At 72.9% G+C, this 22,599-nt stretch carries 23 protein-coding genes; 7 read left to right on the top strand and 16 right to left on the bottom strand.

Annotated elements, in window-relative coordinates:
* Window positions 1-21 precede the first annotated feature (21 nt).
* Window positions 22-852: a DUF4097 family beta strand repeat-containing protein gene (locus GA0070610_RS04785; RefSeq protein WP_088998897.1), complete on the top strand. Its 831-nt coding sequence runs from the start codon at window positions 22-24 to the stop codon at window positions 850-852.
* On the opposite strand, the gene GA0070610_RS04780 is transcribed toward GA0070610_RS04785, so the two are convergent.
* From GA0070610_RS04780 to GA0070610_RS04745, 8 genes are all read right to left on the bottom strand, one after another.
* A complete protein-coding gene (locus GA0070610_RS04780; protein ID WP_231925910.1) occupies window positions 839-2,026 on the bottom strand; it encodes an acyltransferase family protein in 1,188 nt (395 codons plus the stop codon). The genes GA0070610_RS04785 and GA0070610_RS04780 overlap by 14 nt on opposite strands.
* Window positions 2,027-2,202: 176 nt before the next feature.
* Entirely contained in the window at window positions 2,203-3,099 is an 897-nt protein-coding gene (gene era / locus GA0070610_RS04775) for a GTPase Era (protein ID WP_088998896.1), read from the bottom strand.
* Between the two features lie 49 nt (window positions 3,100-3,148).
* Complete coding sequence (locus GA0070610_RS04770) at window positions 3,149-3,535, bottom strand: cytidine deaminase (protein ID WP_088998895.1); 387 nt, start codon at window positions 3,533-3,535, stop codon at window positions 3,149-3,151.
* A complete protein-coding gene (locus tag GA0070610_RS04765; protein WP_089003272.1) occupies window positions 3,528-4,940 on the bottom strand; it encodes a hemolysin family protein in 1,413 nt (470 codons plus the stop codon). Before GA0070610_RS04765 ends, GA0070610_RS04770 begins: the two co-directional genes overlap by 8 nt.
* Complete coding sequence (gene ybeY, locus GA0070610_RS04760) at window positions 4,916-5,389, bottom strand: rRNA maturation RNase YbeY (RefSeq protein ID WP_089003271.1); 474 nt, start codon at window positions 5,387-5,389, stop codon at window positions 4,916-4,918. Before ybeY ends, GA0070610_RS04765 begins: the two co-directional genes overlap by 25 nt.
* A gap of 15 nt (window positions 5,390-5,404) precedes the next feature.
* Window positions 5,405-6,463, bottom strand: a complete 1,059-nt coding sequence (locus GA0070610_RS04755) for a PhoH family protein (protein WP_088998894.1) — start codon at window positions 6,461-6,463, stop codon at window positions 5,405-5,407.
* A gap of 208 nt (window positions 6,464-6,671) precedes the next feature.
* The gene (locus GA0070610_RS04750) at window positions 6,672-8,048 is read right to left on the bottom strand and encodes a serine hydrolase domain-containing protein (protein ID WP_088998893.1); all 1,377 of its coding nucleotides are present in this window, start codon (window positions 8,046-8,048) and stop codon (window positions 6,672-6,674) included.
* Window positions 8,045-8,404, bottom strand: coding sequence for a histidine triad nucleotide-binding protein (locus tag GA0070610_RS04745; RefSeq protein WP_088998892.1), 360 nt, complete (start codon window positions 8,402-8,404; stop codon window positions 8,045-8,047). Before GA0070610_RS04745 ends, GA0070610_RS04750 begins: the two co-directional genes overlap by 4 nt.
* Before the next feature lie 142 nt (window positions 8,405-8,546).
* On the opposite strand from GA0070610_RS04745, the gene GA0070610_RS04740 reads away from it, so the two are divergent.
* Together GA0070610_RS04740 and ppk2 are read left to right on the top strand one after the other, a co-directional pair.
* On the top strand, window positions 8,547-9,308 hold the full coding sequence (locus GA0070610_RS04740; RefSeq protein WP_089003270.1) for an SDR family NAD(P)-dependent oxidoreductase: 762 nt from the start codon (window positions 8,547-8,549) through the stop codon (window positions 9,306-9,308).
* A gap of 74 nt (window positions 9,309-9,382) precedes the next feature.
* Window positions 9,383-10,291: a polyphosphate kinase 2 gene (gene ppk2 / locus GA0070610_RS04735; protein ID WP_088998891.1), complete on the top strand. Its 909-nt coding sequence runs from the start codon at window positions 9,383-9,385 to the stop codon at window positions 10,289-10,291.
* A gap of 27 nt (window positions 10,292-10,318) precedes the next feature.
* Here ppk2 and GA0070610_RS04730 read toward each other — a convergent pair whose 3' ends face one another.
* From GA0070610_RS04730 to hrcA, 3 genes are all read right to left on the bottom strand, one after another.
* Window positions 10,319-11,053: a 16S rRNA (uracil(1498)-N(3))-methyltransferase gene (locus GA0070610_RS04730; protein WP_088998890.1), complete on the bottom strand. Its 735-nt coding sequence runs from the start codon at window positions 11,051-11,053 to the stop codon at window positions 10,319-10,321.
* A 47-nt stretch (window positions 11,054-11,100) separates the two neighbouring features.
* The gene (gene dnaJ / locus GA0070610_RS04725; protein WP_172896642.1) at window positions 11,101-12,246 is read right to left on the bottom strand and encodes a molecular chaperone DnaJ; all 1,146 of its coding nucleotides are present in this window, start codon (window positions 12,244-12,246) and stop codon (window positions 11,101-11,103) included.
* Window positions 12,247-12,319: 73 nt separating this feature from the next.
* On the bottom strand, window positions 12,320-13,342 hold the full coding sequence (gene hrcA / locus GA0070610_RS04720) for a heat-inducible transcriptional repressor HrcA (RefSeq protein ID WP_088998888.1): 1,023 nt from the start codon (window positions 13,340-13,342) through the stop codon (window positions 12,320-12,322).
* Window positions 13,343-13,588: 246 nt separating this feature from the next.
* Between hrcA and GA0070610_RS31645 the strand changes: the two genes are divergently transcribed.
* Window positions 13,589-14,290, top strand: coding sequence for a DUF4870 domain-containing protein (locus GA0070610_RS31645; protein ID WP_088998887.1), 702 nt, complete (start codon window positions 13,589-13,591; stop codon window positions 14,288-14,290).
* A 40-nt stretch (window positions 14,291-14,330) separates the two neighbouring features.
* Here GA0070610_RS31645 and hemW read toward each other — a convergent pair whose 3' ends face one another.
* Window positions 14,331-15,554 (bottom strand): radical SAM family heme chaperone HemW, encoded by a 1,224-nt coding sequence (hemW, locus tag GA0070610_RS04710; protein ID WP_089003269.1) that lies wholly within the window; start codon window positions 15,552-15,554, stop codon window positions 14,331-14,333.
* Between the two features lie 20 nt (window positions 15,555-15,574).
* On the opposite strand from hemW, the gene GA0070610_RS04705 reads away from it, so the two are divergent.
* The 3 genes from GA0070610_RS04705 (at window position 15,575) to GA0070610_RS04695 (ending at window position 18,568) form a co-directional block, all read left to right on the top strand.
* A complete protein-coding gene (locus GA0070610_RS04705; RefSeq protein WP_088998886.1) occupies window positions 15,575-16,384 on the top strand; it encodes an enoyl-CoA hydratase-related protein in 810 nt (269 codons plus the stop codon).
* Between the two features lie 198 nt (window positions 16,385-16,582).
* A complete protein-coding gene (locus GA0070610_RS04700) occupies window positions 16,583-17,443 on the top strand; it encodes a hypothetical protein (protein WP_088998885.1) in 861 nt (286 codons plus the stop codon).
* Between the two features lie 189 nt (window positions 17,444-17,632).
* Window positions 17,633-18,568, top strand: coding sequence for a phytanoyl-CoA dioxygenase family protein (locus GA0070610_RS04695; RefSeq protein ID WP_088998884.1), 936 nt, complete (start codon window positions 17,633-17,635; stop codon window positions 18,566-18,568).
* Between the two features lie 85 nt (window positions 18,569-18,653).
* Here the strand turns inward: GA0070610_RS04695 and GA0070610_RS04690 are convergent, their stop codons facing one another.
* From GA0070610_RS04690 to GA0070610_RS04670, 4 genes are all read right to left on the bottom strand, one after another.
* The gene (locus tag GA0070610_RS04690) at window positions 18,654-19,295 is read right to left on the bottom strand and encodes an MOSC domain-containing protein (RefSeq protein ID WP_088998883.1); all 642 of its coding nucleotides are present in this window, start codon (window positions 19,293-19,295) and stop codon (window positions 18,654-18,656) included.
* Window positions 19,296-19,447: 152 nt separating this feature from the next.
* Window positions 19,448-20,305, bottom strand: a complete 858-nt coding sequence (locus GA0070610_RS04680; RefSeq protein ID WP_088998881.1) for a carbohydrate ABC transporter permease — start codon at window positions 20,303-20,305, stop codon at window positions 19,448-19,450.
* Window positions 20,302-21,288 carry a carbohydrate ABC transporter permease gene (locus tag GA0070610_RS04675; RefSeq protein WP_088998880.1) on the bottom strand — a complete coding sequence of 329 codons (987 nt, stop codon included), beginning with the start codon at window positions 21,286-21,288 and terminating at the stop codon, window positions 20,302-20,304. The genes GA0070610_RS04680 and GA0070610_RS04675 overlap by 4 nt, the downstream gene beginning before the upstream one ends.
* Window positions 21,285-22,574 carry a sugar ABC transporter substrate-binding protein gene (locus tag GA0070610_RS04670; protein ID WP_088998879.1) on the bottom strand — a complete coding sequence of 430 codons (1,290 nt, stop codon included), beginning with the start codon at window positions 22,572-22,574 and terminating at the stop codon, window positions 21,285-21,287. The genes GA0070610_RS04675 and GA0070610_RS04670 overlap by 4 nt, the downstream gene beginning before the upstream one ends.
* Between the last annotated feature and the right edge of the window lie 25 nt (window positions 22,575-22,599).

The raw sequence follows: 22,599 nt of genomic DNA, 5'->3' as shown, positions 1-22,599 counted from the left end.
CACGCCTCGTAGCGTGCTCGCATGGCTCTGCACCGCACCGCCGCCGCGCTCGCTGCGGCCACCACCCTGATCGTCACCGCCGGGTGCGACAACCTGTCCTTCCGCCGGCTCGACTACGACAACACCGAGGCGGTCCGGATCAGCAGCATCCGGGTGCTCCCGGGGGCCGGCGACGTGACCGTACGCGCCATCGGCGCGCAGGACGAGGTGCGGATCAAGCGGGTGGTGCGTTACCAGGGCGGCCAGCCCGCCGCGACGTACGAGGTCAAGGGCGGCGAACTGGTGCTGGACACCGACTGCGGCTCCCGGTGCAGCGTCTCCTACGAGGTCACCGCCCCGGACGGGGTGAGCGTGAAGGGCGAGACCGGCTCCGGTGACGTCGACCTGAGCAGGGTGGGCCCGGTGGAGATGCGGCTCGGCTCCGGCAACATCCGGGTGACCGCCGCCAGCGGCCCCGTACGCGCGGAGACCGGCTCCGGCAACATCCAGGTGGCCGGCGCCACCGGGCCCGTACGCGCACAGACCGGCTCCGGCAACGTCGAGGTCGACGAGGCCGCGGGCGCGGTCACGCTGCGTACCTCGTCGGGCGACATCACCGGGCACCGCCTCGACGGCGGGGTGGACGCGGAGACAGGCTCCGGTGACGTCACCGTCGACCTCACGACGCCCGCCTCGGCGCGGGTGCACGCCTCCAGCGGCAACGTCGAGCTGGTCGTGCCGGCGGGTCGCTACCGGGTCCGCTCCAGCACCGACAGCGGCGACGCCGAGCTGGGCGTCACCGACGACCCGTCCGCCACGCTGGTGCTCGACCTCTCCACGGGCAGCGGCAACGTGACGGTCACCCAGCGCTGATCTCGACGGTCTCCGGCTCCCGGGGCGCCGGCACCGCCGCCCGCCCCGTGGCCGGGGCGCCGACCGGGCGGGCGGTGTCGGGACGGTCGGCCGGCCGGCCGGCAGCCGCGCGGGTGGCGCCCGGACCACCGCCGGTGCGACCGGCAGCCGCGCGGACGGTGGCCGGGGCGGGGCGGGCGCGGCCGGGGACCAGCTCCGGCGGCCTGCGCGCCGCCACGTCCTCCACCCAGCCGACCAGGGCGGTGACCGCGGCGACCAGCGCGAAGACGAGCACCACCCGGATCGCCAGGCCGACCGGGTCCTGGTGCGACCAGCCCACCACGTCGACCAGCGGGGTGAGCGCCACCACGAACGGCATGTGCCACAGGTAGACGGTCAGCGCCCGCCGGTTGAACACGGTCACCACCCGGCCGAACGCGGCGCTGCGGTCCACCCACGGCGCGCTCGCGGGCCCCCGGCCGAGCAGCACGAGGACGAACGCCGCCGACCAGAGCGCGTTGCCCAAAGGGTTGTCGTTCAGGTCGTACCCGCGGGGACCGGGGTGGGTGACGATCCAGGCGGCACCGGCGGCGGCGAGGGCCAGCGCGACCGGCACCAGCACCCGGTTGGCGAGGCGGCGCAGCATGCCGGCCTGGTGGGCGAAGCCGAGCAGCCAGGCCCCGAAGTAGAGCCCGAAATGCTGCAGCGCCACGGGCAGCGCCGGGAGCAGGCCCAGTTCGGCCGCCGCGAGCAGGGCGTACGGGGCGACGAGGGTGGGCACCGGTGCGCGCCGGAACAGCCACAGGGCCACCGGCGAGGCGAGCACGAACCAGAGGTAGTCGCGCAGGTACCAGATCACGCTGAGCGCGATCGCACCCCAGCCGTTGGCCGGCGGGTCGGCGATGGGGAAGATCCAGAGCAGCACCTTCGGGCTCAGGGGCAGCCCGGTGAGCAGCATGGCCGGTACGAAGACGGCGGCGAGCACCCAGAGCGACGGCAACAGTCGCCGCAACCGGCGGACGACCGCCCCCGGTCCCCACCGGTGCAGCGAGGCCGCCATCAGCGAGCCGGCGAGCGCGAACATCACCGACATCGCCGGGAAGACGAGGGTCAGCGTGGCCCAACCGGTGACGTGGTAGACGACGACTCGAACGATGGCCAGGAAGCGGAGCAGGTCCAGGTATCGGTTTCGCATCAGCCTGCATCTATGTCCGGGAATACGGGGGCTGTCCTATCCCCTACCCTCCGGGCCGAGCGCGACAAACAGAAGGGGACCCACCAGAAGGTGACATCTTCCATACGTCCGACCGATACCGATCATGCGCCGGACGGGCTCGGGGGCCGGGACGCGCCGCGCCCCGACCCCCGGCGTCAGAAGCCCAGCTTGCGCAGCTGCTTCGGATCCCGCTGCCAGTCCTTCGCCACCCGGACGTGCAGGTCGAGGTAGACCCGGGTGCCGAGCAGCTCCTCGATCTGCCGGCGGGCCGTGGTGCCGACGTGCTTGAGCCGGCTCGCCCGGTGGCCGATCACGATCGCCTTCTGGCTCGGCCGCTCGACGTAGAGGTCCGCGTAGATCTTCGTGAGCTGACCCTCGGGGATCATCTCCTCGACGACCACCGCGATGGAGTGCGGCAGCTCGTCGCGGACGCCCTCCAGGGCGGCCTCCCGGATCAGCTCGGCGACCAGCACCTGCTCCGGGTCGTCGGTGAGCATGTCGTCCGGATAGAGCTGCGGCGACTCGGGCAGGTAGCCGGTCATCACGTCGACCAGGGTGTCCACCTGGTGCCCGGAGACCGCGCTGACCGGCACCACCTCGGCGAACTCGCCCAGCTCGCTGACCGCGAGCAGCTGCTCGGCCAGCCGCTTGCGGTCCACCAGGTCGGTCTTCGTGACCACCGCGAGCACCGTGGCCTTCAGCTCGGCCAGCTCGCCGGTGATGAACCGGTCGCCCCGCCCGATCGGCTCGTCCGCCGGGATGCAGAGGCCGATCACGTCGACCTCGCTCCAGGTCTGCCGGACCAAATCGTTGAGGCGCTCGCCCAGCAGCGTGCGGGGCCGGTGCAGGCCCGGGGTGTCGACCAGCACGAGCTGGGACTCCGGGCGGTGCAGGACGGCCCGGATGATGTGCCGGGTCGTCTGCGGCTTGTTCGAGGTGATGGCGATCTTCTGCCCGACGATCGCGTTGGTCAACGTCGACTTGCCGGCGTTCGGCCGGCCGACGAAACAGGCGAATCCGGCCCGGTAGGGGCGCGGCTGGAGGTCGCTCACGCCGCCGCCCCGCTCCGGGTGCTCCGAGGCGGCACGCCGCCGCGCCCGCTCACTCGACCACCGTGCCGAGGACGGACCCGTCCGGGGCGGCCACGTGGATCGGCGCGTCCGCGGCGAGGTCGCGTACCGCCGCGTGCCCGGCACCGTCCAGCGTCGACGCCTCGGTGACCACCACCGCGGCCTCCAGCCGGGTCGCGCCGGCCGCCGCCGCCGAGGCCACCGCGAGCTGGAGCGCGGTGATCGTCAGCGAGGGCAACGAGACGCTGGCCGCGGCGTACGTCCGACCGTCCTGGTCGCGGACCGCCGCGCCCTCCACGGCGCCCACCCGGCCACGTGCGCCCCGCGCCAGGACGACCAGCTTGCCGTCCTCGGCGCTCAGCTCGACCGGGTCGGACGGGGTGGGCCGGGCGGCCGGTACGGCGGGTGACTCAGGCATCGGCGGGTTGCCTCTCCTCGGATCGGTTCGGGTCGTCCCGGTGCTCCGCGTGCTCGCCGCGGCCCGGGCCGTTGTGGGTGTCGGTCGACTCCGCCCGGCTGACCAGCACGGTGTCGATCCGGTTGCGTCGGCCGGTGGTGCCCTCGGCGATCAGCCGGAGCCCGGCCACCTCGGCCTGCGCCCCGGGGATCGGGACCCGGCCCAGGGACTGGGCGAGCAGGCCGCCGACGGTCTCCACCTCGTCGGTGGGGAGGTCGGTGTCGAACAGCTCGCCCAGGTCCTCCACCGGGAGCCGTGCGGTGACCCGCACCGCCCCGTCGTCGAGGTGCTCGACCGGCGGGCGCTCGACATCGTACTCGTCGGTGATCTCTCCGACGATCTCCTCCAGGATGTCCTCGATGGTGACCAGCCCGCCGGTGCCGCCGTACTCGTCGACGACGATGACCAGGTGGTTGCGGGCGGCCTGCATCTCCGAGAGCAGGTCGTCGACCGGCTTGGACTCGGGCACGAAGGTGGCGGGGCGCATCAGCTCGGCCACGGGGAGCTGCCGGTCCTCGGCGGCACCGCCCTGGGTGTGCCGGATCAGGTCCTTGAGGTAGAGCACGCCGAGCACGTCGTCGACGCTCTCGCCGATGACCGGGATCCGGGAGAAGCCGGAGCGCAGGAAGAGCGCCAGCGCCTGGGAGAGCGTCTTGCGCTCCTCGATCCACACCATCTCCGTACGCGGCACCATCACCTCACGGGCGATGGTGTCGCCGAGCGCGAAGACCGAGTGGATCATCTGCCGCTCGCCGTGCTCCACGACACCGCGCTGCTCGGCCAGGTCGACCAGCTCGCGCAGCTCCACCTGGGTGGCGAACGGTCCCTCCCGGAAGCCCCGGCCCGGCGTGACCGCGTTGCCGATGAGGATCAGCAGCGAGGCGAGCGGGTTCAGCGCCCGGCCCAGCCAGCGCACCAGCGGGGCCACGGAGCGCCCGACCACGTACGCGTGCTGCCGGCCGATGGTCCGGGGGCCGACGCCGACCACCACGAAGCTGATCACGGTCATCGCGCCGGCGGTGATCAGCGCCGCGCGCCAGCCCGCGCCGAAGGTGTCCACCGCGACCAGCGCCACCAGGGTGGTGGCGGTCAGCTCGGCGAGCAGCCGCAGCAGGAGCAGGAGGTTGAGGTGGCGCACCACGTCCCCGGCGACGGCCTGGAGCGTCCGCGCGCCCCGCGCGCCGTCACGGGCCAGTTCGGCGGCGCGGGCGGGCGAGACCGCGGCCAGCGCCGCCTCGGTCATGGCGATCAGGCCGGCCAGCACCACCAGGCCGGCCGCGAAGACCAGCAGTTGCAGATCGGGCAGGCCGGTGGCGCCGGCCGCCAGTGTCGGGGAGGTCATCACCGGGACCGGGTCGACCGCCAGCTCGCCAGCAGTCGGGCCTGGAGAGCGAACATCTCCCGTTCCTCCTCCGGCTCGGCGTGGTCGTAGCCGAGCAGGTGCAGCACGCCGTGGACGGTCAGCAGGTGCAGCTCGTCGGCGGCGGTGTGGCTGGCGGCGACCGCCTGCTTCGCCGCCACCTCCGGACACAGCACGATGTCGCCGAGCAACGCGGGCTCGCCACCGGCGGCGGACGTCTCACCCGGCCCGTGGTCGACGCTGCCCTCGTCCATGGGGAAGGCGAGCACGTCGGTCGGGCCGTCGCCGCCCATCCACCGATGGTTGAGCTCGGTCATGTAGTCGATGTCGACCAGCAGCACGGAGAGCTCGGCGAGGGGGTTGACCCCCATCTCGTCGAGGGCGTGCCGGGCCACGGCGAGCACGGCGTCGGTGTCGACGTCGACACCCGACTCGTTGGCGATCTCGATGGACAACAGTCTTCCCTCGGTCTATCGGCGCCGGCCGGGCCGGCCGCCCTGGGCGGAACGCCCCGGCACGGCGTGCACGCTCTGCGCCTGCTGGTTCTCCCGCTCGGCGTCCCAGCGGGCGTACGCGTCGACGATCTCCCCGACCAGCCGGTGGCGGACCACGTCGGAGCTGGAGAGCTCGGCGAAGTGCACGTCCTCGACGTTCTCCAGGATCTCGCGGACCACCCGCAGGCCGCTGGTCGTGCCGCCGGGGAGGTCCACCTGGGTGACGTCACCGGTGACGACGATCTTGGAGTTGAAGCCGAGCCGGGTGAGGAACATCTTCATCTGCTCGGGCGTCGTGTTCTGCGCCTCGTCGAGGATGATGAAGGCGTCGTTCAACGTGCGGCCCCGCATGTATGCCAGCGGTGCGACCTCGATCGTGCCCGCCGCCATCAGCTTCGGGATCGAATCCGGGTCGAGCATGTCGTGCAGCGCGTCGTAGAGCGGGCGCAGGTAGGGGTCGATCTTCTCGTTGAGCGTGCCGGGCAGGAAGCCGAGCCGCTCCCCCGCCTCGACCGCCGGCCGGGTCAGGATGATCCGGTTGACCTGCTTGGCCTGCAACGCCTGGACGGCCTTCGCCATCGCCAGGTAGGTCTTGCCGGTGCCGGCCGGGCCGATGCCGAAGACGATCGTGTGCGCGTCGATCGCGTCGACGTAGCGCTTCTGCCCCAGCGTCTTGGGACGGATGGTGCGGCCGCGCCGGGAGAGGATGTTGAGCGTCAGGACCTCGGCGGGCCGCTCGGCGCCGCCCTGCTCGAGCATGCCGACGGTACGCCGGACGGCGTCAGTGGTCAGGGTCTCGCCTTTCTCGATGAGTTCGAGCAACTCGCTGAAGATCCGCTCGGCGAGGGCGTTGTCGGCGGGAGCGCCGGTGATGGTGATCTCGTTGCCCCGGACGTGCACGTCGCTGCTGACGGAGCGCTCGACCAGTCGCAGGATCTCGTCACCCGCGCCGAGCAGGTTGACCATGATCTTGGAATCCGGGACGGTGATCCTGGTCTGCACCCGGGGCGGGCCGGGAGGTGGGGTGCCGGTCATAGGTCGGGCCGAGGGGCCCTGCGCCACCTGCTCTCGATCTCGGCACCGGGCCTGCCTGGCGCGGCGCGCTGACGTTCCTGCCATCTTATCTTTCCAACGGCACTGACACCCCGCCCATTTCCCCCGGGTACGCCGGAGCGGACCGGCAGCGCCCAGGGGCGACGGACGGGGCGGCCGCCCGGCCCCGGCCCGTCCGCTCGCACGTGCGTCAGGAGCCGGCCCGGAAGTCGTACCGCTCGAAGGTCTCCTGGTGGCGGGTGAACCGGTAGGTCGCCCAGTGCATCCGGACCACCGTGCCGTGCTCGTCCCTGGTCAGCCGGAGCAGTTCGCCCGCCTCCCGGCCCGAGAGCGTACGGAACACGTCCGGCCGGTCCGGCAGCGGGACGAAGACCGAGGGGGGCTTGCCCGCCGGGTCGTCGGCGCCCCGGGCCCGCAGTTCGCCGCCCTGCCAGGAGAAGACGTACTCGAAACCCTCCCCCCACCAGCGGCCGAGCAGCCCGCGTACGCCTTCGGGAGCGGGCGGGCCCGGCTGCCACGGCGTGATGTCGGCGGGATCGTGCTCGACCGCGGCGGCCAGCAGCCGGTGCGGCAGTTCGAGGACCTCGCCGGCGGTGCCGGAGGAGCCGAGCACGGCGACCCCCATCGCGCCGGGGGTGCCCTCCCCGCCCCGCCGGCCGTAGACGCCGGCCAGGAACCCGGGCATCGCGCCGTCGTGGCCGACGTGCATGATCCGCTTGCCCTGCGGCACCAGGATCAGCCCCAGCCCGAAACCGCCGGCCCAGTGCGTCTCGTCGGTGACCGTCGCCGGCCAGCGCATCTCGTCGAGCGTCGCCGGGGCGAGCACGGCGCCCGCCGGGTCCAGCGCCGCCGGGTCGGCGAGGAAGGCCGCCCAACGGGCCATGTCCGAGGCGGTGCTCCAGAGCTGCGCCGCCGGGCCGACCGCCCCGAAGTCGGTCGGCGGCTCGGGGTGCGCCTCGTCGGAGTAGGCGTCGACCAGGAACCCCGTCGCGGCGTACGGCCCGGGCGTCACCGAGGTCCCGGCCAGCCCCAGCGGGGTCAGCACCCGCTCGGCGAGCACCTCCGCCCAGGTGCCGCCCCGCAGGTGGCCGACGAGCCGGCCGAGCAGCGCCATGCCGAGGTTCGAGTAGTGGTAGCGGCGGCCCGGGGGCAGCACCCGCTCGGCCCGGGCCAGGTCGGCGACCAGCCCGTCGACGTCGGGCGCGCGCAGGGTGTCCCAGACGTCGCCGTACGGCTCCCGTTGCAGGCCGGCGGTGTGCGACAGCAGCCGGCGTACGGTCAGCTCGCCGTGGGCTGGCAGGTCCAGGTGCCGGCCCAGCGGGTCGTCGAGGTCGAGCAGGCCGTCGTCGCGGCACTGGAGGGTCAGCACGGCGGTGAACGTCTTCGTGACCGACCCGATCCGGAAGCGGGTGTCCGGCCCCAGCTCGGTGTCGTTGCCGGTCCCGCCGACGGCACAGGTCCAGAGCGGGCGGTCCGCCCGGTGCAGGGCCGCCGACACCGCCGGCACCCGGGCCTGCGCCTGGACCGTCCGCACCATCCGCGACAGGCGGTCGTCGGCCCCGGTCACGCGAGGTTCCGGGCCAGCATGGGGCCCAGCGGCGCCCCACCGAGCACGTGTGCGTGCACGTGGAAGACCTCCTGGCCGCCGTACGCGCCGGTGTTGAACATCAGCCGGAAGCCGTCGCCGAGCAGCCCCTCGTCCTCGGCCACCGCGGCGGCCGTGGCGAGCACCTCCCCGGCGAGCGCCGGGTCGCCCTGGGCGAGCGTCGCCACGTCGGCGTAGTGCTCCTTCGGGATGACCAGCACGTGCACCGGCGCCTTCGGGTCGATGTCGCGGAAGGCGAGCGTGGTGGCGGTTTCCCGGACGATCGTGGCCGGGATCTCCCCGGCGACGATGCGGCAGAACAGGCAGTCGGTTCCCATCGGGGCAGTGTAAGGAAGGGCACGCCGCCGACGCTCCCGTGGCGGGTTCCCCCGCCACCCTCCGGCGGCGGATGGCCTCACCGCCTGCGGGGCGGGTTCCCTCGGCGCGGGCGGGGCGGGGCGGTCGGGCATGATGGCCGGCGTGACTTCACGGGCGGTACTGGTGACGGGGGCCTCGCGCGGCATCGGGCGGGCGGTGGCGACCGCGTTCGCGGCAGGCGGCGACCGGGTGGCGATCCACCACCGGGACTCCGCGGAGCTGGCCGAGGGGCTGCGCGCCGAACTGCCCGGCGAGGGGCACGTCGTCGTCCGCGCCGACCTGACCGACCCGGACGCCGTACGGGCCATGGTCGACGAGGCCGCCGACCTGCTGGGCGGACTGGACGTGCTGGTCAACAACGCCGGCGTGTACGGCGGGCGGGACGCCCCGCACCCGGTCTTCGGCGCCTCCTACGAGCAGTGGCGCGCGCAGTGGCGGCAGGTGCTGGAGACCAACCTCACCGGCGCCGGCAACGTCATCTGGTGCGCCGCGCAGCACATGCGCGACCGGGGCGGCCGGATCGTCAACGTCTCCTCCCGGGGAGCCTTCCGGGGCGAGCCGGAGCAGCCCGCGTACGGGGCGAGCAAGGCGGGGCTGAACGCGCTGGGGCAGTCGCTGGCGGTGGCCCTCGCCCCGTACGGCATCACGGTCGCCACGGTCGCCCCGGGCTTCGTGGAGACCGACATGACCACCGGACACCTGAGCGGGGAGCGGGGCGCCGCCATCCGGGCGCAGAGCCCGTTCAACCGGGTGGCCCGCCCCGAGGAGATCGCCGCCGCCGTGCACTGGCTCGCGTCCCCGCAGGCGGAGTGGGCCTCCGGCACCATCGTCGACCTCAACGGCGCGTCCTACCTGCGCAGCTGACCGGCCTCGCCCCTCAACGAACTCCCAGCGTGGCGGGGGTGACGGTGGGCACTGCCGGGGTAAGGGTTGCCGGCATGACGGACAGCGTGCTGGACCTCACCGACGACTACCGGGTGGTCGACGGTCACGACGACGATCCCGTACTGCTGCGCCCGGACGGCAGCCCGGTGGACACCTGGCGGGAGGACTACCCGTACGACGAGCGGATGGCACGCACGGAGTACGACCACCACAAGCGGCTGCTCCAGATCGAGCTGCTGAAGCTCCAGGACTGGATCCGGGAGTCCGGCGAGCGTCTCGTGATCCTCTTCGAGGGGCGCGACGCGGCCGGCAAGGGCGGGACGATCAAGCGCTTCATGGAGCACCTCAATCCGCGCGGCGCGTCGGTGGTGGCCCTGGCCAAGCCGAACGAGCGGGAGTCCACCCAGTGGTACTTCCAGCGGTGGCTCGGGCACCTGCCGGCGGCCGGCGAGATCGTGCTGTTCGACCGGTCCTGGTACAACCGCGCGGGGGTGGAGCGGGTGATGGGCTTCTGCACCCGCAAGGAGTACCTCGAGTTCCTCCGCCAGGCCCCCGAACTGGAGAGGATGCTGGTGCGCTCGGGCATCCGCCTGGTCAAGTTCTGGTTCTCGGTGTCCCAGAACGAACAGCGCACCCGGTTCGCCGTCCGCCAGGTCGACCCGGTGCGGCAGTGGAAGCTCTCCGACATGGACATCGCCTCACTCGACAAGTGGGACGAGTACACCGAGGCCAAGGAGGCGATGTTCTTCTACACCGACACCGCCGACGCACCGTGGACGGTGGTGAAGAGCAACGACAAGAAGCGGGCCCGGATCGAGGCGATGCGCCACGTGCTGAGCCGCTTCGACTACCACGACAAGGACCACGAGGTGGTCGGCGTACCGGACCCGCGGATCATCGGCCCGGCCGGGCTGGACCTGGCCCCGGAGGAACAGCCGGTGCACGTCTTTCCCAGGCTCTGACCCCGCCGGGTCGGGTGCCGCCGTCGGTCACCAGTGGCCGAGGCGGGTGGCCAGGACGCTGAGGGCGGCCACCCCGGCGGTCGACGTACGCAGCACCGAGGGCCCCAGCCGCACCGGCCGGGCGCCGGCCTCGGTGAAGGCGGTCAGCTCGGCCGGGGCGATGCCGCCCTCCGGGCCGACGACCAGCACGATCTCACCGGCGGCGGGCAGCTCGACGGTGGTCAGCCGCTCACCCGCCTCCTCGTGCAGGACGAACGCCGCGGCGGCGCCGGCGATCCGGCGGGCCACCGTCGCGGTGGACTCGTCGGGGGCGCCGGCCACCACCGGCAGCCACGACCGGCGGGCCTGCTTCGCCGCCTCCCGGGCCGTCGCGACCCACTTCTCCCGGGCCCGAGCGCCCCGGTCGCCGCGCCACTGCGCCACCGAGCGGGACGCCGCCCAGGGCACGATCTCGTCCACCCCGACCTCGGTCATCGCCTGCACGGCCAGCTCGCCCCGGTCGCCCTTGGCGATGCCCTGCACCACCACGAGCCGGGGGACGGACGCGTCGACGTACCCCCGGGAGAGGACGTCGAGTTCGAGGGTGCCCCGGCCGACGGCCGTGACCACCGCGGACGCGGTGCCGCCCCGGCCGTCGGCGAGCAGCAGTTCCTCGCCGACGCGCAGCCGTTGCACGGTGGCGGCGTGGTGCCCCTCGGGGCCGCCCAGGGTGAGCTGGTCGGCGGTGGGCAGCGACTCGACCAGGAACAGCGGCGCGGACACGACGATCAGGCTAGCCGCCCCGGCGGACGCCGGGGCGGTCAGGCCGGTCAGGCGTGGCCGTTGAAGGCGTCGCGCATCCGGGAGAAGAAGCCGCCCTGCTTGGTGAGCTCGGCGACCTCCTCGCCCCGGGTCTTGGCGAAGTCGCGCAGCATCTTCTCCTGGTCGGCGTCGAGCTTGGTGGGGGTGCGCACGTCGAGGTGCACGTAGAGGTCGCCCCGGCCGGTGCCGCGCAGGTGCGGCACGCCCCGCGCGCGCAGCCGCATCGTGCTGCCCGGCTGGGTGCCGGCCTTGACGTCGACCGTCTCCTCGCTGTCCAGCGTCTTGATGGTCAGCCGCGTGCCGAGCGCCGCCGCCGTCATCGGCACCGTGACCCGGCAGTGCAGGTCGTCGCCCTTGCGGGAGTAGACGTCGTGCGGCCGCTCGTGGATCTCCACGTAGAGGTCGCCGGCCGTGCCGCCGCCGGGGCCGACCTCGCCCTGCTGGGCGAGCCGGATGCGCATGCCGTCCTCGACACCCGCCGGGATCTTGACGGTCAGCGAACGACGGGTGCGGACCCGGCCGTCGCCTGCGCAGGTCGGGCACGGGTGCGGAATGGTGGTGCCGTAGCCCTGGCAGACCGTGCACGGCCGGGCGGAGACCACCTGACCGAGGAAGGTGCGCTGCACGGACTGCACCTCGCCCCGGCCGGCGCACGCCTCGCAGGTGGCCAGGTGGGTGCCGGCCGCCGTGCCGGCGCCGGAGCAGGTGGTGCAGAGCACGGCGGTGTCGACGGTGATCGGCGCCTCGACGCCGAACGCGGTCTCGTGCAGATCCAGCTCCAGGCGCAGGATCGCGTCGGCGCCGGGCCGGGTCCGGGGTCGGGGACCCCGCGAGCCGCCGGCCGCGCCGCCGAAGAACGCGTCCATGATGTCCTGGAAGCCGACGAACGGCCCGGCGCCGCCGGGGCCGCCCGGGCCACCCGCACCCCCGCCGCCGGGGGCGAGCGGGTCACCGCCCAGGTCGACGATCTGCCGTTTCCGGTCGTCCGAGAGGACCTCGTACGCGGCGTTGATGTCCTTGAACTTCTCCTGGGCCTCCGGATCCGGATTCACGTCCGGGTGGAACTGCCGCGCCAGCTTGCGGTAGGCGCGCTTGATCTCGTCGTCGGAGGCTTCCCGGCTCACCCCGAGAATGCCGTAGTAGTCCCTGGCCACTGCGTTCCGTGTCCTCATGTTCGTCTCGCGTTGCGCCGGTCGGCGGCGGGAGCCGGCCGTCGGCCCTGACTGGTCAGTTCTGGGCCAGCAGCTCGCCCACGTAGCGTGCCACGGCCCGCACCGTGGCGATGGTGCCGGGGTAGTCCATCCGCGTCGGCCCGAGCACACCGAGGCCGCCGACGCTGGTCGTGCCCGGCCCGTAGCCGGTGCTGACCACCGAGGCGGCGCGCAGGTTGTCGATCTCGTTCTCGTCGCCGATCAGCACCCGCGTCGTGCTCGGCTCGGCCTCGCCGATGAGCTTGAGCATGACGACCTCCTCCTCCAGCGCCTCCAGGATGGGGCGCAGGGAACCCTGGAAGTCGAGCAGGCCACCCCGGGTGAGGTTGGCCGTGCCGGCCAGCGCGATCCGCTCCTCGTGCCGCTCGATCAGCGTCTCCAGCAGCACGGTGGAGAGGGTGGTCATGGCCGGGCGCAGGTGCGGCACCGACTCCTCGACCAGGGCCTGCACCAGCGGCGGGGTCTCCGACAGCCGGCTGCCGACCAGCTTCTCGTTGACCAGCCGGCGCAGGTCGGTGACGTCGTCGGCGGGGATCGGGGCGGGCAGCTCGACCAGCCGCTGCTCGACCCGGCCGGTGTCGGCGATCATGACGAGCATCAGCCGGGTGGTGGAGATCGGCACCAGCTCCAGGTGGCGCACCGAGGAACGGGCCAGGCTCGGGTACTGCACGACGGCGACCTGCCGGGTCAGTTGCGCCAGCAGCCGGACGGTGCGGTGCACCACGTCGTCGAGGTCGACGGCGCCGACCAGGAAGCGCTCGATGGCCCGGCGCTCGGCCGGGCTGAGCGGCTTGACCCGGGACAGCCGGTCCACGAATAGCCGGTAGCCCCGGTCGGTGGGCACCCGGCCGGCGCTGGTGTGCGGCTGGCGGATGTAGCCCTCCTCCTCCAGCACGGCCATGTCGTTGCGGACGGTCGCCGGCGAGACCCCCAGCTGGTGTCGTTCGACCAGCGCCTTGCTGCCCACGGGCTCCTGCGTGGCGACGTAGTCCTCGACGATCGCGCGCAGCACGGCGAGCTTGCGGTCGTCGAGACCCATCCTCCCCACCTCCTGTCGCACGTCGGCACCGGCACGCGGGGGGCCGGGCGGGCTGGTTGCTGGCACTCGACTGTAGCGAGTGCCAGTCTACGTCGGCAGGGCCCCCGACGCGATGATCGACCTGGGGCGATCGGTCCGATCGCCGACCGTGCCGGCCCGCCCGCGGGCGCCCGGGACCGGCCATTCGGACATCCCGACCGGTGTCACGCTGGTGCCGCCTTGCCGGCTGCCCCTACCGTGACCTCCATGACCGAACCACCTCGCCCTCCCGGAGCGGGGGACCCCGGCTTCCCGCCGGACCCGACCGCCCCGTCGGGGTTCCCCGGCCCCGCCAGCTCCGACGAACCCACCACTCCACTGTCCGGGGCACCCGGCCCGGGCAGCCATTCTCCGCCCGGTGGCTATCCGCCGCCCACCGGTGACCAGCCGCCGTCGGGCGGCTACCCCCCGCCCGGCGCGTACCCGCCGCCCGGAGACCTTCCCCCACCCGGTGGTCAGTCGCCACCCGGGGCCGGCTATCCGCCGCCCGGTGGCTTCCCGCCGCCCGGGGCCGGGTATCCCGGCGGGGGCGGCTACGGTGCGCCGACGGGCGGCTACGCCAGCAACGACGACAAGAACTGGGCCCTCATCGCCCACTTCGGCGGCGCGGTCGGCGTGATCGTCGGCGGGGGTCTGCTCGGCTGGTTGGCGCCGCTGATCGCGCTGATGGCCCGGGGGCAGCAGTCCCCGACCGCCCGGGCGCACGCCGTCGCGGCGCTGAACTTCCAGCTCACCTGGACGATCGTCGGCGTGCTGAGCTGGGTGGTCACGCTGATCACCTGTGGGGTGCTGTTCTTCGTCCCGATGCTCGTCTGGCTGGTGCCGCTGATCTTCGGCATCATCGGCGGCGTCAAGGCCAACGAGGGCGTGCTCTACCGCTACCCGATGACCTACAGCTTCACCAGGTGACCCGGGTCGGCCGCTCCCCCGGCCGGCCCCGGCACGCGGCTCAGGGCAGCAGGTCACGCACGACGGCGTCGGCGAGCAGCCGGCCGCGCAGGGTCAGCACGGCCCGCCCGGCCGCGTGCGCGTCGGCGGCCAGCAGTCCGGCGCCGAGGGCCCGCGCGGCACCGGCCCGGCCGGTCTCGTCGAGGGCGTCCAGCGGCAGCCCGGAGGCGAGGCGCAGCCGGAGCATGACGTCCTCCATGTGCGCCTCGTCGGCGGTGAGCACCTCGCGGGCCAGGCCGGGCGACCCGCCGCCGGCCAGCCGCTTCGCGTACGTCGTGGGGTGCTTGACGTTCCACCAGCGCACGCCGCCGACGTGGCTGTGCGCGCCCGGGCCGAGGCCCCACCAGTCGGCGCCGGTCCAGTAGAGCAGGTTGTGCCGACACCGGGCCGCCTCGTCGCGGGCCCAGTTCGACACCTCGTACCAGGAGTGACCGGCCGCGCCGAGGGCGGCCTCCGCGGCGAGGTAGCGGTCCGCGGCGACGTCGTCGGAGGGGTACGGCAGCTCGCCGCGCCGCATCCGCGTGGCCAGCCGGGTGCCGTCCTCCACGATCAGGGCGTACGCGCTGACGTGGTCCACCCCGGCGGCGACGACCTGGTCGAGGGAGGCGGCGAAGTCGGCCTCGCTCTCCCCCGGCGTGCCGTAGATCAGGTCCAGGTTGACGTGGTCGAACCCGGCGTCGCGCGCCTCGCGGGCGGCGGCGACGGCCCGGCCGGCGCTGTGCGTACGGTCCAGGATCGCCAGCACGCCGGGGGCGGCGGACTGCATGCCCAGCGAGATCCGGGTGTAGCCGGCGGCCCGCAGCGCCTTGAGCGACTCCGGCGTGACCGACTCGGGGTTGGCCTCGGTGGTCACCTCGGCGTCGGGCGCGAGCCCCCACGTGCGGTCGATGCCGTCGAGGATCCGGGCCAGGTCGTCGGCGGGGAGCAGGGTCGGGGTGCCGCCGCCGACGAACACGGTGTCGACCCGGGGCGGCGGGGCGTCGCCCAGCACCCGGCGGGCCAGCGCCAGCTCGGCCAGCACGGTGTCGGCGTACTCCTCCCGGCTCGCCCCGCCGCCCAGCTCGGCGGAGGTGTACGTGTTGAAGTCGCAGTAGCCGCAGCGGCTGGCGCAGAACGGCACGTGTACGTACACGCCGAAGCCGCGCGCGCCGACGGCACGGGTGGCGGTGGCGGGCAGCGACCCGTCGACGGGGACGGTTTCGCCTTCTGGAAGGACGCCGGGCATGGCCACTAGTGTGCCCTTCCATGACCTCTCCCGACGTGCTCGTACGGGCCGCCACGGCCCGTGGGGTGACCACGCTCACCCTGGACAGTCCGCACAACCGCAACGCGCTCTCCACGCCGCTGATGACCCAGCTGCTGGCCGGCCTCGCCGAGGCGGTCGCCGACGACGCCGTACGCGTGATCGTGCTGGACCACACGGGCCCGGTCTTCTGCTCCGGCGCTGACCTGAAGGAGACCGCCGCCGCGTACGCCAGCGGGACCGTGCCGGCCGGGATGCTCGGCGACGTGCTCGCGGCGGTCTGGGAGTGCCCGAAGCCGGTGGTGGCGAAGGTGGCCGGTCCGGCCCGGGCCGGGGGCCTGGGCCTGATCGCGGCGGCCGACCTGGCGGTCTGCGCGCGGGAGGCGACGTTCGCCTTCACCGAGGTGCGGATCGGGGTGGTCCCGGCGGTGATCTCCGCGACCGTGCTGCCCCGGCTGCACCCCCGCGCGGCGGCCGAGCTCTACCTGACCGGCGACGCCTTCGACGGCCGGCGGGCCGCCGAGATCGGCCTGGTCACCGCCGCCGTGCCGGCGGACGGGCTGGACGCGGCGGTTGCGGGGTACTGCGACTCTCTGGTGCGGGGGGCACCGGGCGCGCTGGCCGGGGCGAAGCAGCTGCTGCGCCGGCCGCCCGCCACGGACCTGCGGACGGAGATCGCCGGGCTGTCCACCCTGTCGACCGGGTACTTCCTGTCGGAGGAGGGACGCGAGGGCGTCCTCGCGTTCCGGGAGAAGCGGCCGGCGCGCTGGGTGCCGACCGACGGCGACACCACGCCGGGCGAGGGGCGGTAGGGCGAGGGCCGCTCCCCGCGCTGGCGGGGTGCGGGGAGCAGCCGGCGACGCGCGGGGTGAGGCCGCGCGGGAAACGGGAACGTCCGGACTCCCGGGCCGACCGGTGGCCGCTGCCACGCCGGACGGTCGGGCGGAACCGGTCGGACGACCCGCAAGGCGCCACGGGGGACGTACGCTTGTCGGACTGTCGATCAGGGGGTGTGGGTGCGTACTCGCGCAGTCGTGGCGGGCGGCGTCGTCCTCGTCGTCCTCGCCGTGGTCGGGATCTGGGTCGTCGTCCGGCAGATGGGCGGGCAGTTGCGCCTTCCCCTGGCCAGCCGGACGTGCACGGTGCAGGCGGACGGCCGGGTGACGCTGGACGCCGACCAGATGGCCAACGCGGCGACGATCGCGGCCATCGGCATCCAGCGCAAGATGCCCGAGCGGGCCGTCGTCGTCGCGCTGGCCACCGCCTACCAGGAGTCCGGCCTGCGCAACCTCGCCGGCGGCGACCGCGACTCGGTCGGGCTGTTCCAGCAGCGCCCGAGCCAGGGTTGGGGCACCCCGGAGCAGATCCGCGACCCCCGTTACGCGGCCGGCAAGTTCTACGCCGGGCTGAAGAAGGTGCGCGGCTGGGAGCGGATGCGGGTCACCGACGCGGCGCAGAAGGTGCAGCGCTCGGCCTTCCCCGAGGCGTACCAGAAGTGGGCGGACGAGTCCGAGGTGCTGACCCGGGCCCTGGTCGGGCACGCCACCGGCGCCGTCGCCTGCACGGTGGGCCGCGACCCGGCGATGCGCGGCGAGGCCGCCGCGATCGCGCTGACCCGCGGGCTGGCGCTGGACTGGGGCCTGGCCGGCGCCAGCACCGCGGCGAGCCTGACGGGCCTGACGGTCCCCGCCGCCGACGAGCGCCGGGGCTGGCGGTACGCGCACTGGCTGGTCTCCCACGCGCAGGACCACGGCGTGAAGCGGGTGCGTTTCGGCGACCTGGAGTGGACGGCCCGCGCGGGCACCTGGAACCGGACCGACGACGCCCCGGCCGACGGTCGGGTGGTCGCGGAGGTCTTCGCCGAGGCGTAGTGGCCCTCGATCTCCTTACCGGCAGTCACCGCGCAAACCGGCATTACGGCTGATAAGCCCCGTCGAATCCCCGACACGCTGCGTGGCGTAACCGCACTGCTCCCCTGGGTCCGCGCTACGGTCGCATATCGGGCCGGGCAGTACCTCGCCGCGGAGCTAGCGCGTTACGATCGGCGGCCTGTGCCAGCAATGGTTTCGCCTCATGGGGAGGGGTACGTCGAGGTGTTCGACTACGGCGACCGGACCGGTTACGAACCGATCAGTGACACCGACCGCAAGGAGTTCCACGAGCAGGGCTTCCTCCTGCTGCGCAACGTGCTGACGGAGGACCACCGGGCGGCGCTGGAGGCGGCGGTGGACCGCGTCTACGCCGAGGAGCAGGCGAAGGGCACCACCACCAAGGACGGCACCCTGCACCTGCTGGGCTTCCTGGAGCGCGACGAGCTCTTCGGCGACCTGCTGACCCACCCGATCGCCTTCCCGTACATGTGGGGCCTGGCCGGCTGGAACATCTACACCCACCACAACCACCTGGACGTCACCCCGCCGGCGGCGGAGCCGGAGAAGCCCTACTGGGGGTGGCACCAGGACGGGTACCGGCAGAACTCCGACCCGGAGACGATGGACCCGAACCTGCCCCGGCCGATGTTCTCGCTGAAGGTGGCCTACGTCCTGTCCGACCTGTCGGAGAAGGGCCGGGGCGCCACGAAGGTGATCCCGGGCAGCCACCTGTGGAACTCGCTGCCCCGCCCGGAGGACACCTCCGTGCACAACCCGGACCCGGAGGGCACGGTGGAGATCACCGCCAACCCCGGTGACGCCTTCATCTTCGACCGCCGTCAGTGGCACTCGCGGTCGACGAACCTGTCGACCATCACCCGCAAGATGCTCTTCGTCGGCTACACCTACCGGTGGATCCGGCCGCTGGACGAGCTGCACATCGACAAGGACGGCGAGTGGTGGGCCAACCGCACGCCGGTGCAGCGCCAGCTCTGCGGTGAGGGCACCCACACCGCCAACTACTGGGGCATCAACTGGGACGGCTACATCGACGACGAGATCCCGCTGCGCAAGGAGCTCAAGCAGCGCGGTCTGCTCGACCGCAGCGTGCCCTGGCTGCGCTGAGCCGCACCCGGCGCGCCCGCGCCGACGCCAGACGGGCCCCTCCCCCATGGGACGGGGCCCGTCCGTTTCGCGTGGGTCGCGCCGGTCAGCTCGGGCCGGCGAGCCGACGGCGTGCCTTCTCCCGGAGCCCTTCCGGCAGGTCGGCAGCGTCGAGCAACCGGGGCAGCAGCTCCGGCTCCAGGCTCAGGGCCCGGAACACCTCGCCGATCGTCACCCCGTGCGCGGGCCGGTCCACCACCGCGACCGGGTCGCCCGCGCCGACCTCCCCCTCGCGCAGCACCCGCAGGTACGCCCCGGGCGCCGCCCGCGCCGTGAACCGCTTGATCAGGTCGGGCACGCCCCAGAAGCCGGCGAACGTCCGGCAGGGCGTACGCGGCTTGGTCACCTGGAGCAGCGCCGAGCCGACCGCCCACTGCTCCCCGATCACGGCACCCGTCACGTCCAGCGCATGCGTGGTGAGGTTCTCCCCGAAGGCGCCTGAGCCGATGTCGCGGCCCAACTCCCCCGTCCACCAGGCGGCGTCCTCCCCGGCGTACGCGTAGACCGCCTGGTCCGGGCCGCCGTGGTGGGCGCGTTCGCCGATGAAGTCGCCGGCCACCCCGTCGGTGCGCAGCAGCACCGGGCCGTCGACCGGCCGCTTGTCGATGCCACTGCGACCGCTCGCGTCGCCCGCCCATTGCGCCTCGGTCACGATGCCGATGTTCACCGAAGCCAGCCTGCCCGTCATGGCGGTCAGCCTAGCCCGCGCGGCCGTCGGCGACGGGGGCGAGGAAGAGCCCCTCGTCGACGCGCCCGGCGGCGGCGAGGGGCTCTTCCTCGGCGCGGGCTCAGCCCTTGACCGCTCCGACCAGCCTCGGCCCTTGACGGCTCCGGCGCGGCTCAGCCCTTGACCGCTCCGGCCACCAGCCCGGAGACCATCCGCCGCTGCACCAGCAGGAAGAAGACGATCACCGGCAGGGTGAACAGCGTGGAGGCGGCCATCACCGGGCCCCAGGCCGTGTCGTCGCGGCCGAAGAAGAACGTCATCGCGACCGGCAGCGTGTAGCTCTCCTGGTCGTTGATGAAGGTCAGCGCGAAGATCAGCTCGTTCCAGGCGGTGATGAACGAGAAGATGCTGGTGGCCACCAGCCCGGGCGCCACCAGCGGGAAGAGGACCTTGCGGAAGGTCTGCGCCCGGCTGGCCCCGTCGATGGCGGCGGCCTCCTCCAGTTCCTTGGGCACGGCGGCGACGAAGCCGCGCAGCATCCAGACCGCGAACGGCAGCGAGAAGCCGAGGTAGGTGAGGATCAGGCTGGGCAGGGTGTTGTAGAGCCCGAGCCGCTGGATCATCAGGAACAGCGGGATGACCAGCGCCTCCAGCGGGATCATCTGCACCACCAGCAGCATGATCAGGAACGTGGTCCGCAGCTTGAACCGGAACCGGGCCACCGCGGTGGCGGCCAGCAGCGCCACGAGGCCGCTGAGCACCACCGTGGAGACCGCCACCAGCGCGCTGTTGAAAAAGAAGTCGGCGAACGTGACGCCCGGGATCAGGTTGCCGGTGAGGATCTGCCGGTAGTGCTCCAGGGTCGGCTCGCTGGGCACCGGCCGGGGGGTCGACGAGAAGATCTCCGAGCTCGGCTTCAGCGAGGTCGCGATCATCCAGTAGACCGGGAACGCGGCGAAGAGCGCCACCAGCAGCCCCGCGCCGTTGAGGGCGAGCCGCTTCGCGCCCCCGCCGCCTCCGCGTCGCGTCACGCGTCCTCCTCCTGCTTGAGCACCATGCGGACGTAGAGGCCGGTCACCACCAGCAGGATCAGGGTGAGGATCACCGCGATCGCGGCACCGAGGCCGTACTTCGGCGGGGGCGAGAACGCCTCCGCGTACGAGTAGATGGAGAGCATGAACGTCGGCCGGTCCTGCGTACCGCCGGCCAGCACGAACTGCTGGGTGAAGACCTTGAAGTCCCAGATCGTGGAGAGCACGATCAGGATCCCGAAGACCGGCCGCAGCAGCGGGAAGGTGATCTTCCAGAACACCTTCCATGGCCCGGCCCCGTCGACCCGGGCCGCCTCGTGCAGTTCGCTCGGCACGCTCTTGAGCCCGGCCAGCACGCTGACCGCGATGAACGGGAACGAGTGCCAGACCACCACCAGGGTCAGGATCGAGAAGAACAGCAGGGGCGAGTTGAACCAGCCGTAGCCGGTCCAGTCGCTGCGCCCGAAGAGGCTCTGCGACAGCCCGTCGGGCAGCGCGTTGAACAACCAGGTGACCAGGCCGCTCGTGTCGTCGAAGATCCACTTCCAGACGATCGTGCCGGTCAGCGCCGGGGTGGCCCAGGCGAGCATCACGCAACTGGCCACGAAGGCGGCCATCCGCCTGCCGAGCCGGTTGAGCAGCAGCCCGACCAGGGTGCCCAGCACCATCGTGAGCGCGACGTTGGCCACGGCGAAGAGGACCGTGTTGCGCAGCACCGTCAGGAAGAACGGGTCGCTGAGGATCTCGGCATAGTTGCCGAGGCCCACCCACGGCCACTCGCGGTCGCCGCGCAACTGTCGGACGTTGTTGAGCTGGTGGAAGGACATCACCACCACCTGGCCGAGCGGCCAGAGCAGCAGCACGCCGATGATCACCAGGCAGGGCAGGAGCAGCAGGTAGGGCAGGCGGTCCACCCGGCGACGCCGCCGCGCGGGGGTCTCCCGCGCGGCGGCCGTCTCCGGCGCCTCGGTCAGCGTGGTCACTTGGCGTTGAGGATGCTTTCCATCTCCGCGGCCGCGTCGGCGGTAGCCTTCTCGACCGTCTTCTGACCCTTCATGACCGAGCTGTTCATCGCCTGGGTCACCGTCTTGGTCCGGCTGACCTCGACCCACTTGGGGGTGAGCGGCGTGAGCTTGGTGTTCTGCATCGTGGTGGCGAACGCCGCCATGATCTTGTCGCTGGCGTACTTGTCGCCGCCGACGAGGTCCTTGTAGACCGGGAAGAAGCCGAGGCTGTCGGCGAACGCCTGGTCGTTCTTCTTGTTCAGCAGCACGGTCATGTAGTCCCAGGCGAGATCCTGCCGCTCGCTGTCCTTCCAGATCGCGACGTCGGAGCCGCCGGCGAAGCCGGGCGCCGCCTTGCCGTCGGGGCCGGGGATCGGGAACGTGCCCCAGACCTTCTCGATCTCCGGGTTGTCCTTCTTGATGGCGCCCTGCTGCCAGCTACCGCCGAAGGCCATCGCCGCCTTGCCGGTGGCGAACTGCGTCCGGGCGTCGATCTCGTTCCAGCCCGCGGCGGCCGGCGGGGCCACCTTGTGCACGGTCACCAGGTCGGTCCAGAACTTGACGGCCTTCTGCGCCTCCGGCGTGTTGTAGCCGGACTTCCAGGAGTCGCCCTGCTGCGTCGCGATCTCCGCGCCGGCGCCCCAGAGGAACGAGTAGAAGGGCAGCTCGGAGTTGCCGGGCAGCGCGATGCCGTAGGTGCCGGGCTTCTTGGCCTGCACGGTCTTGGCGGCGGAGACCAGCTCCTCCCAGTTCGTCGGCGGCTTCACGCCCGCCTCGGCGAACCAGTCGGTGCGGTAGTACATCCCCCGCACGCCGGCGTACCACGGCACGCCGTACTGCTTGCCGTCGAGCTGGGCGTTCTTGACCAGGTCGGGGAGGATGTCCTTGCCCTCGGTCCAACCGTTCATCCGGTCGGTCACGTCGGCCAACGCCTCCTGCGCCGCCCAGCCCTGGGTCTCGGTGTTGCCCAGCTCCGTGACGTCCGGCCCCTCGCCGCCGGCGAGGGCGGCCTGGAACTTCTTCGGCGCCTCGAGCCAGGGGATGTACTGGACCACCACGTCCGTGTCCGGGTGCTTCTGCCGGAACTCGGTCTCGACGCCGTCGAGGAACTTGGTCTGCGCCTCGCTGCCCTCGCCCATCATCCAGACCGTGAGCTTGCTGTTGTCGGCAGCCTTGTCGTCATCGGAGCCACCGCAACCGGCCAGGACCATCGCGGCCGAGGCCACGACGGCGGTGACCGGGGCCAGCCGCTTCCACCTGTTCACGCCACATCTCCCTCGCGCCGCTTGG

This window comes from Micromonospora echinofusca, from assembly GCF_900091445.1.
In the GTDB taxonomy this organism is placed as follows: domain Bacteria; phylum Actinomycetota; class Actinomycetes; order Mycobacteriales; family Micromonosporaceae; genus Micromonospora; species Micromonospora echinofusca.
The sequence above is the reverse complement of the archived record's forward strand: the minus strand, read 5'-3'. Positions and strand labels throughout refer to the sequence as shown.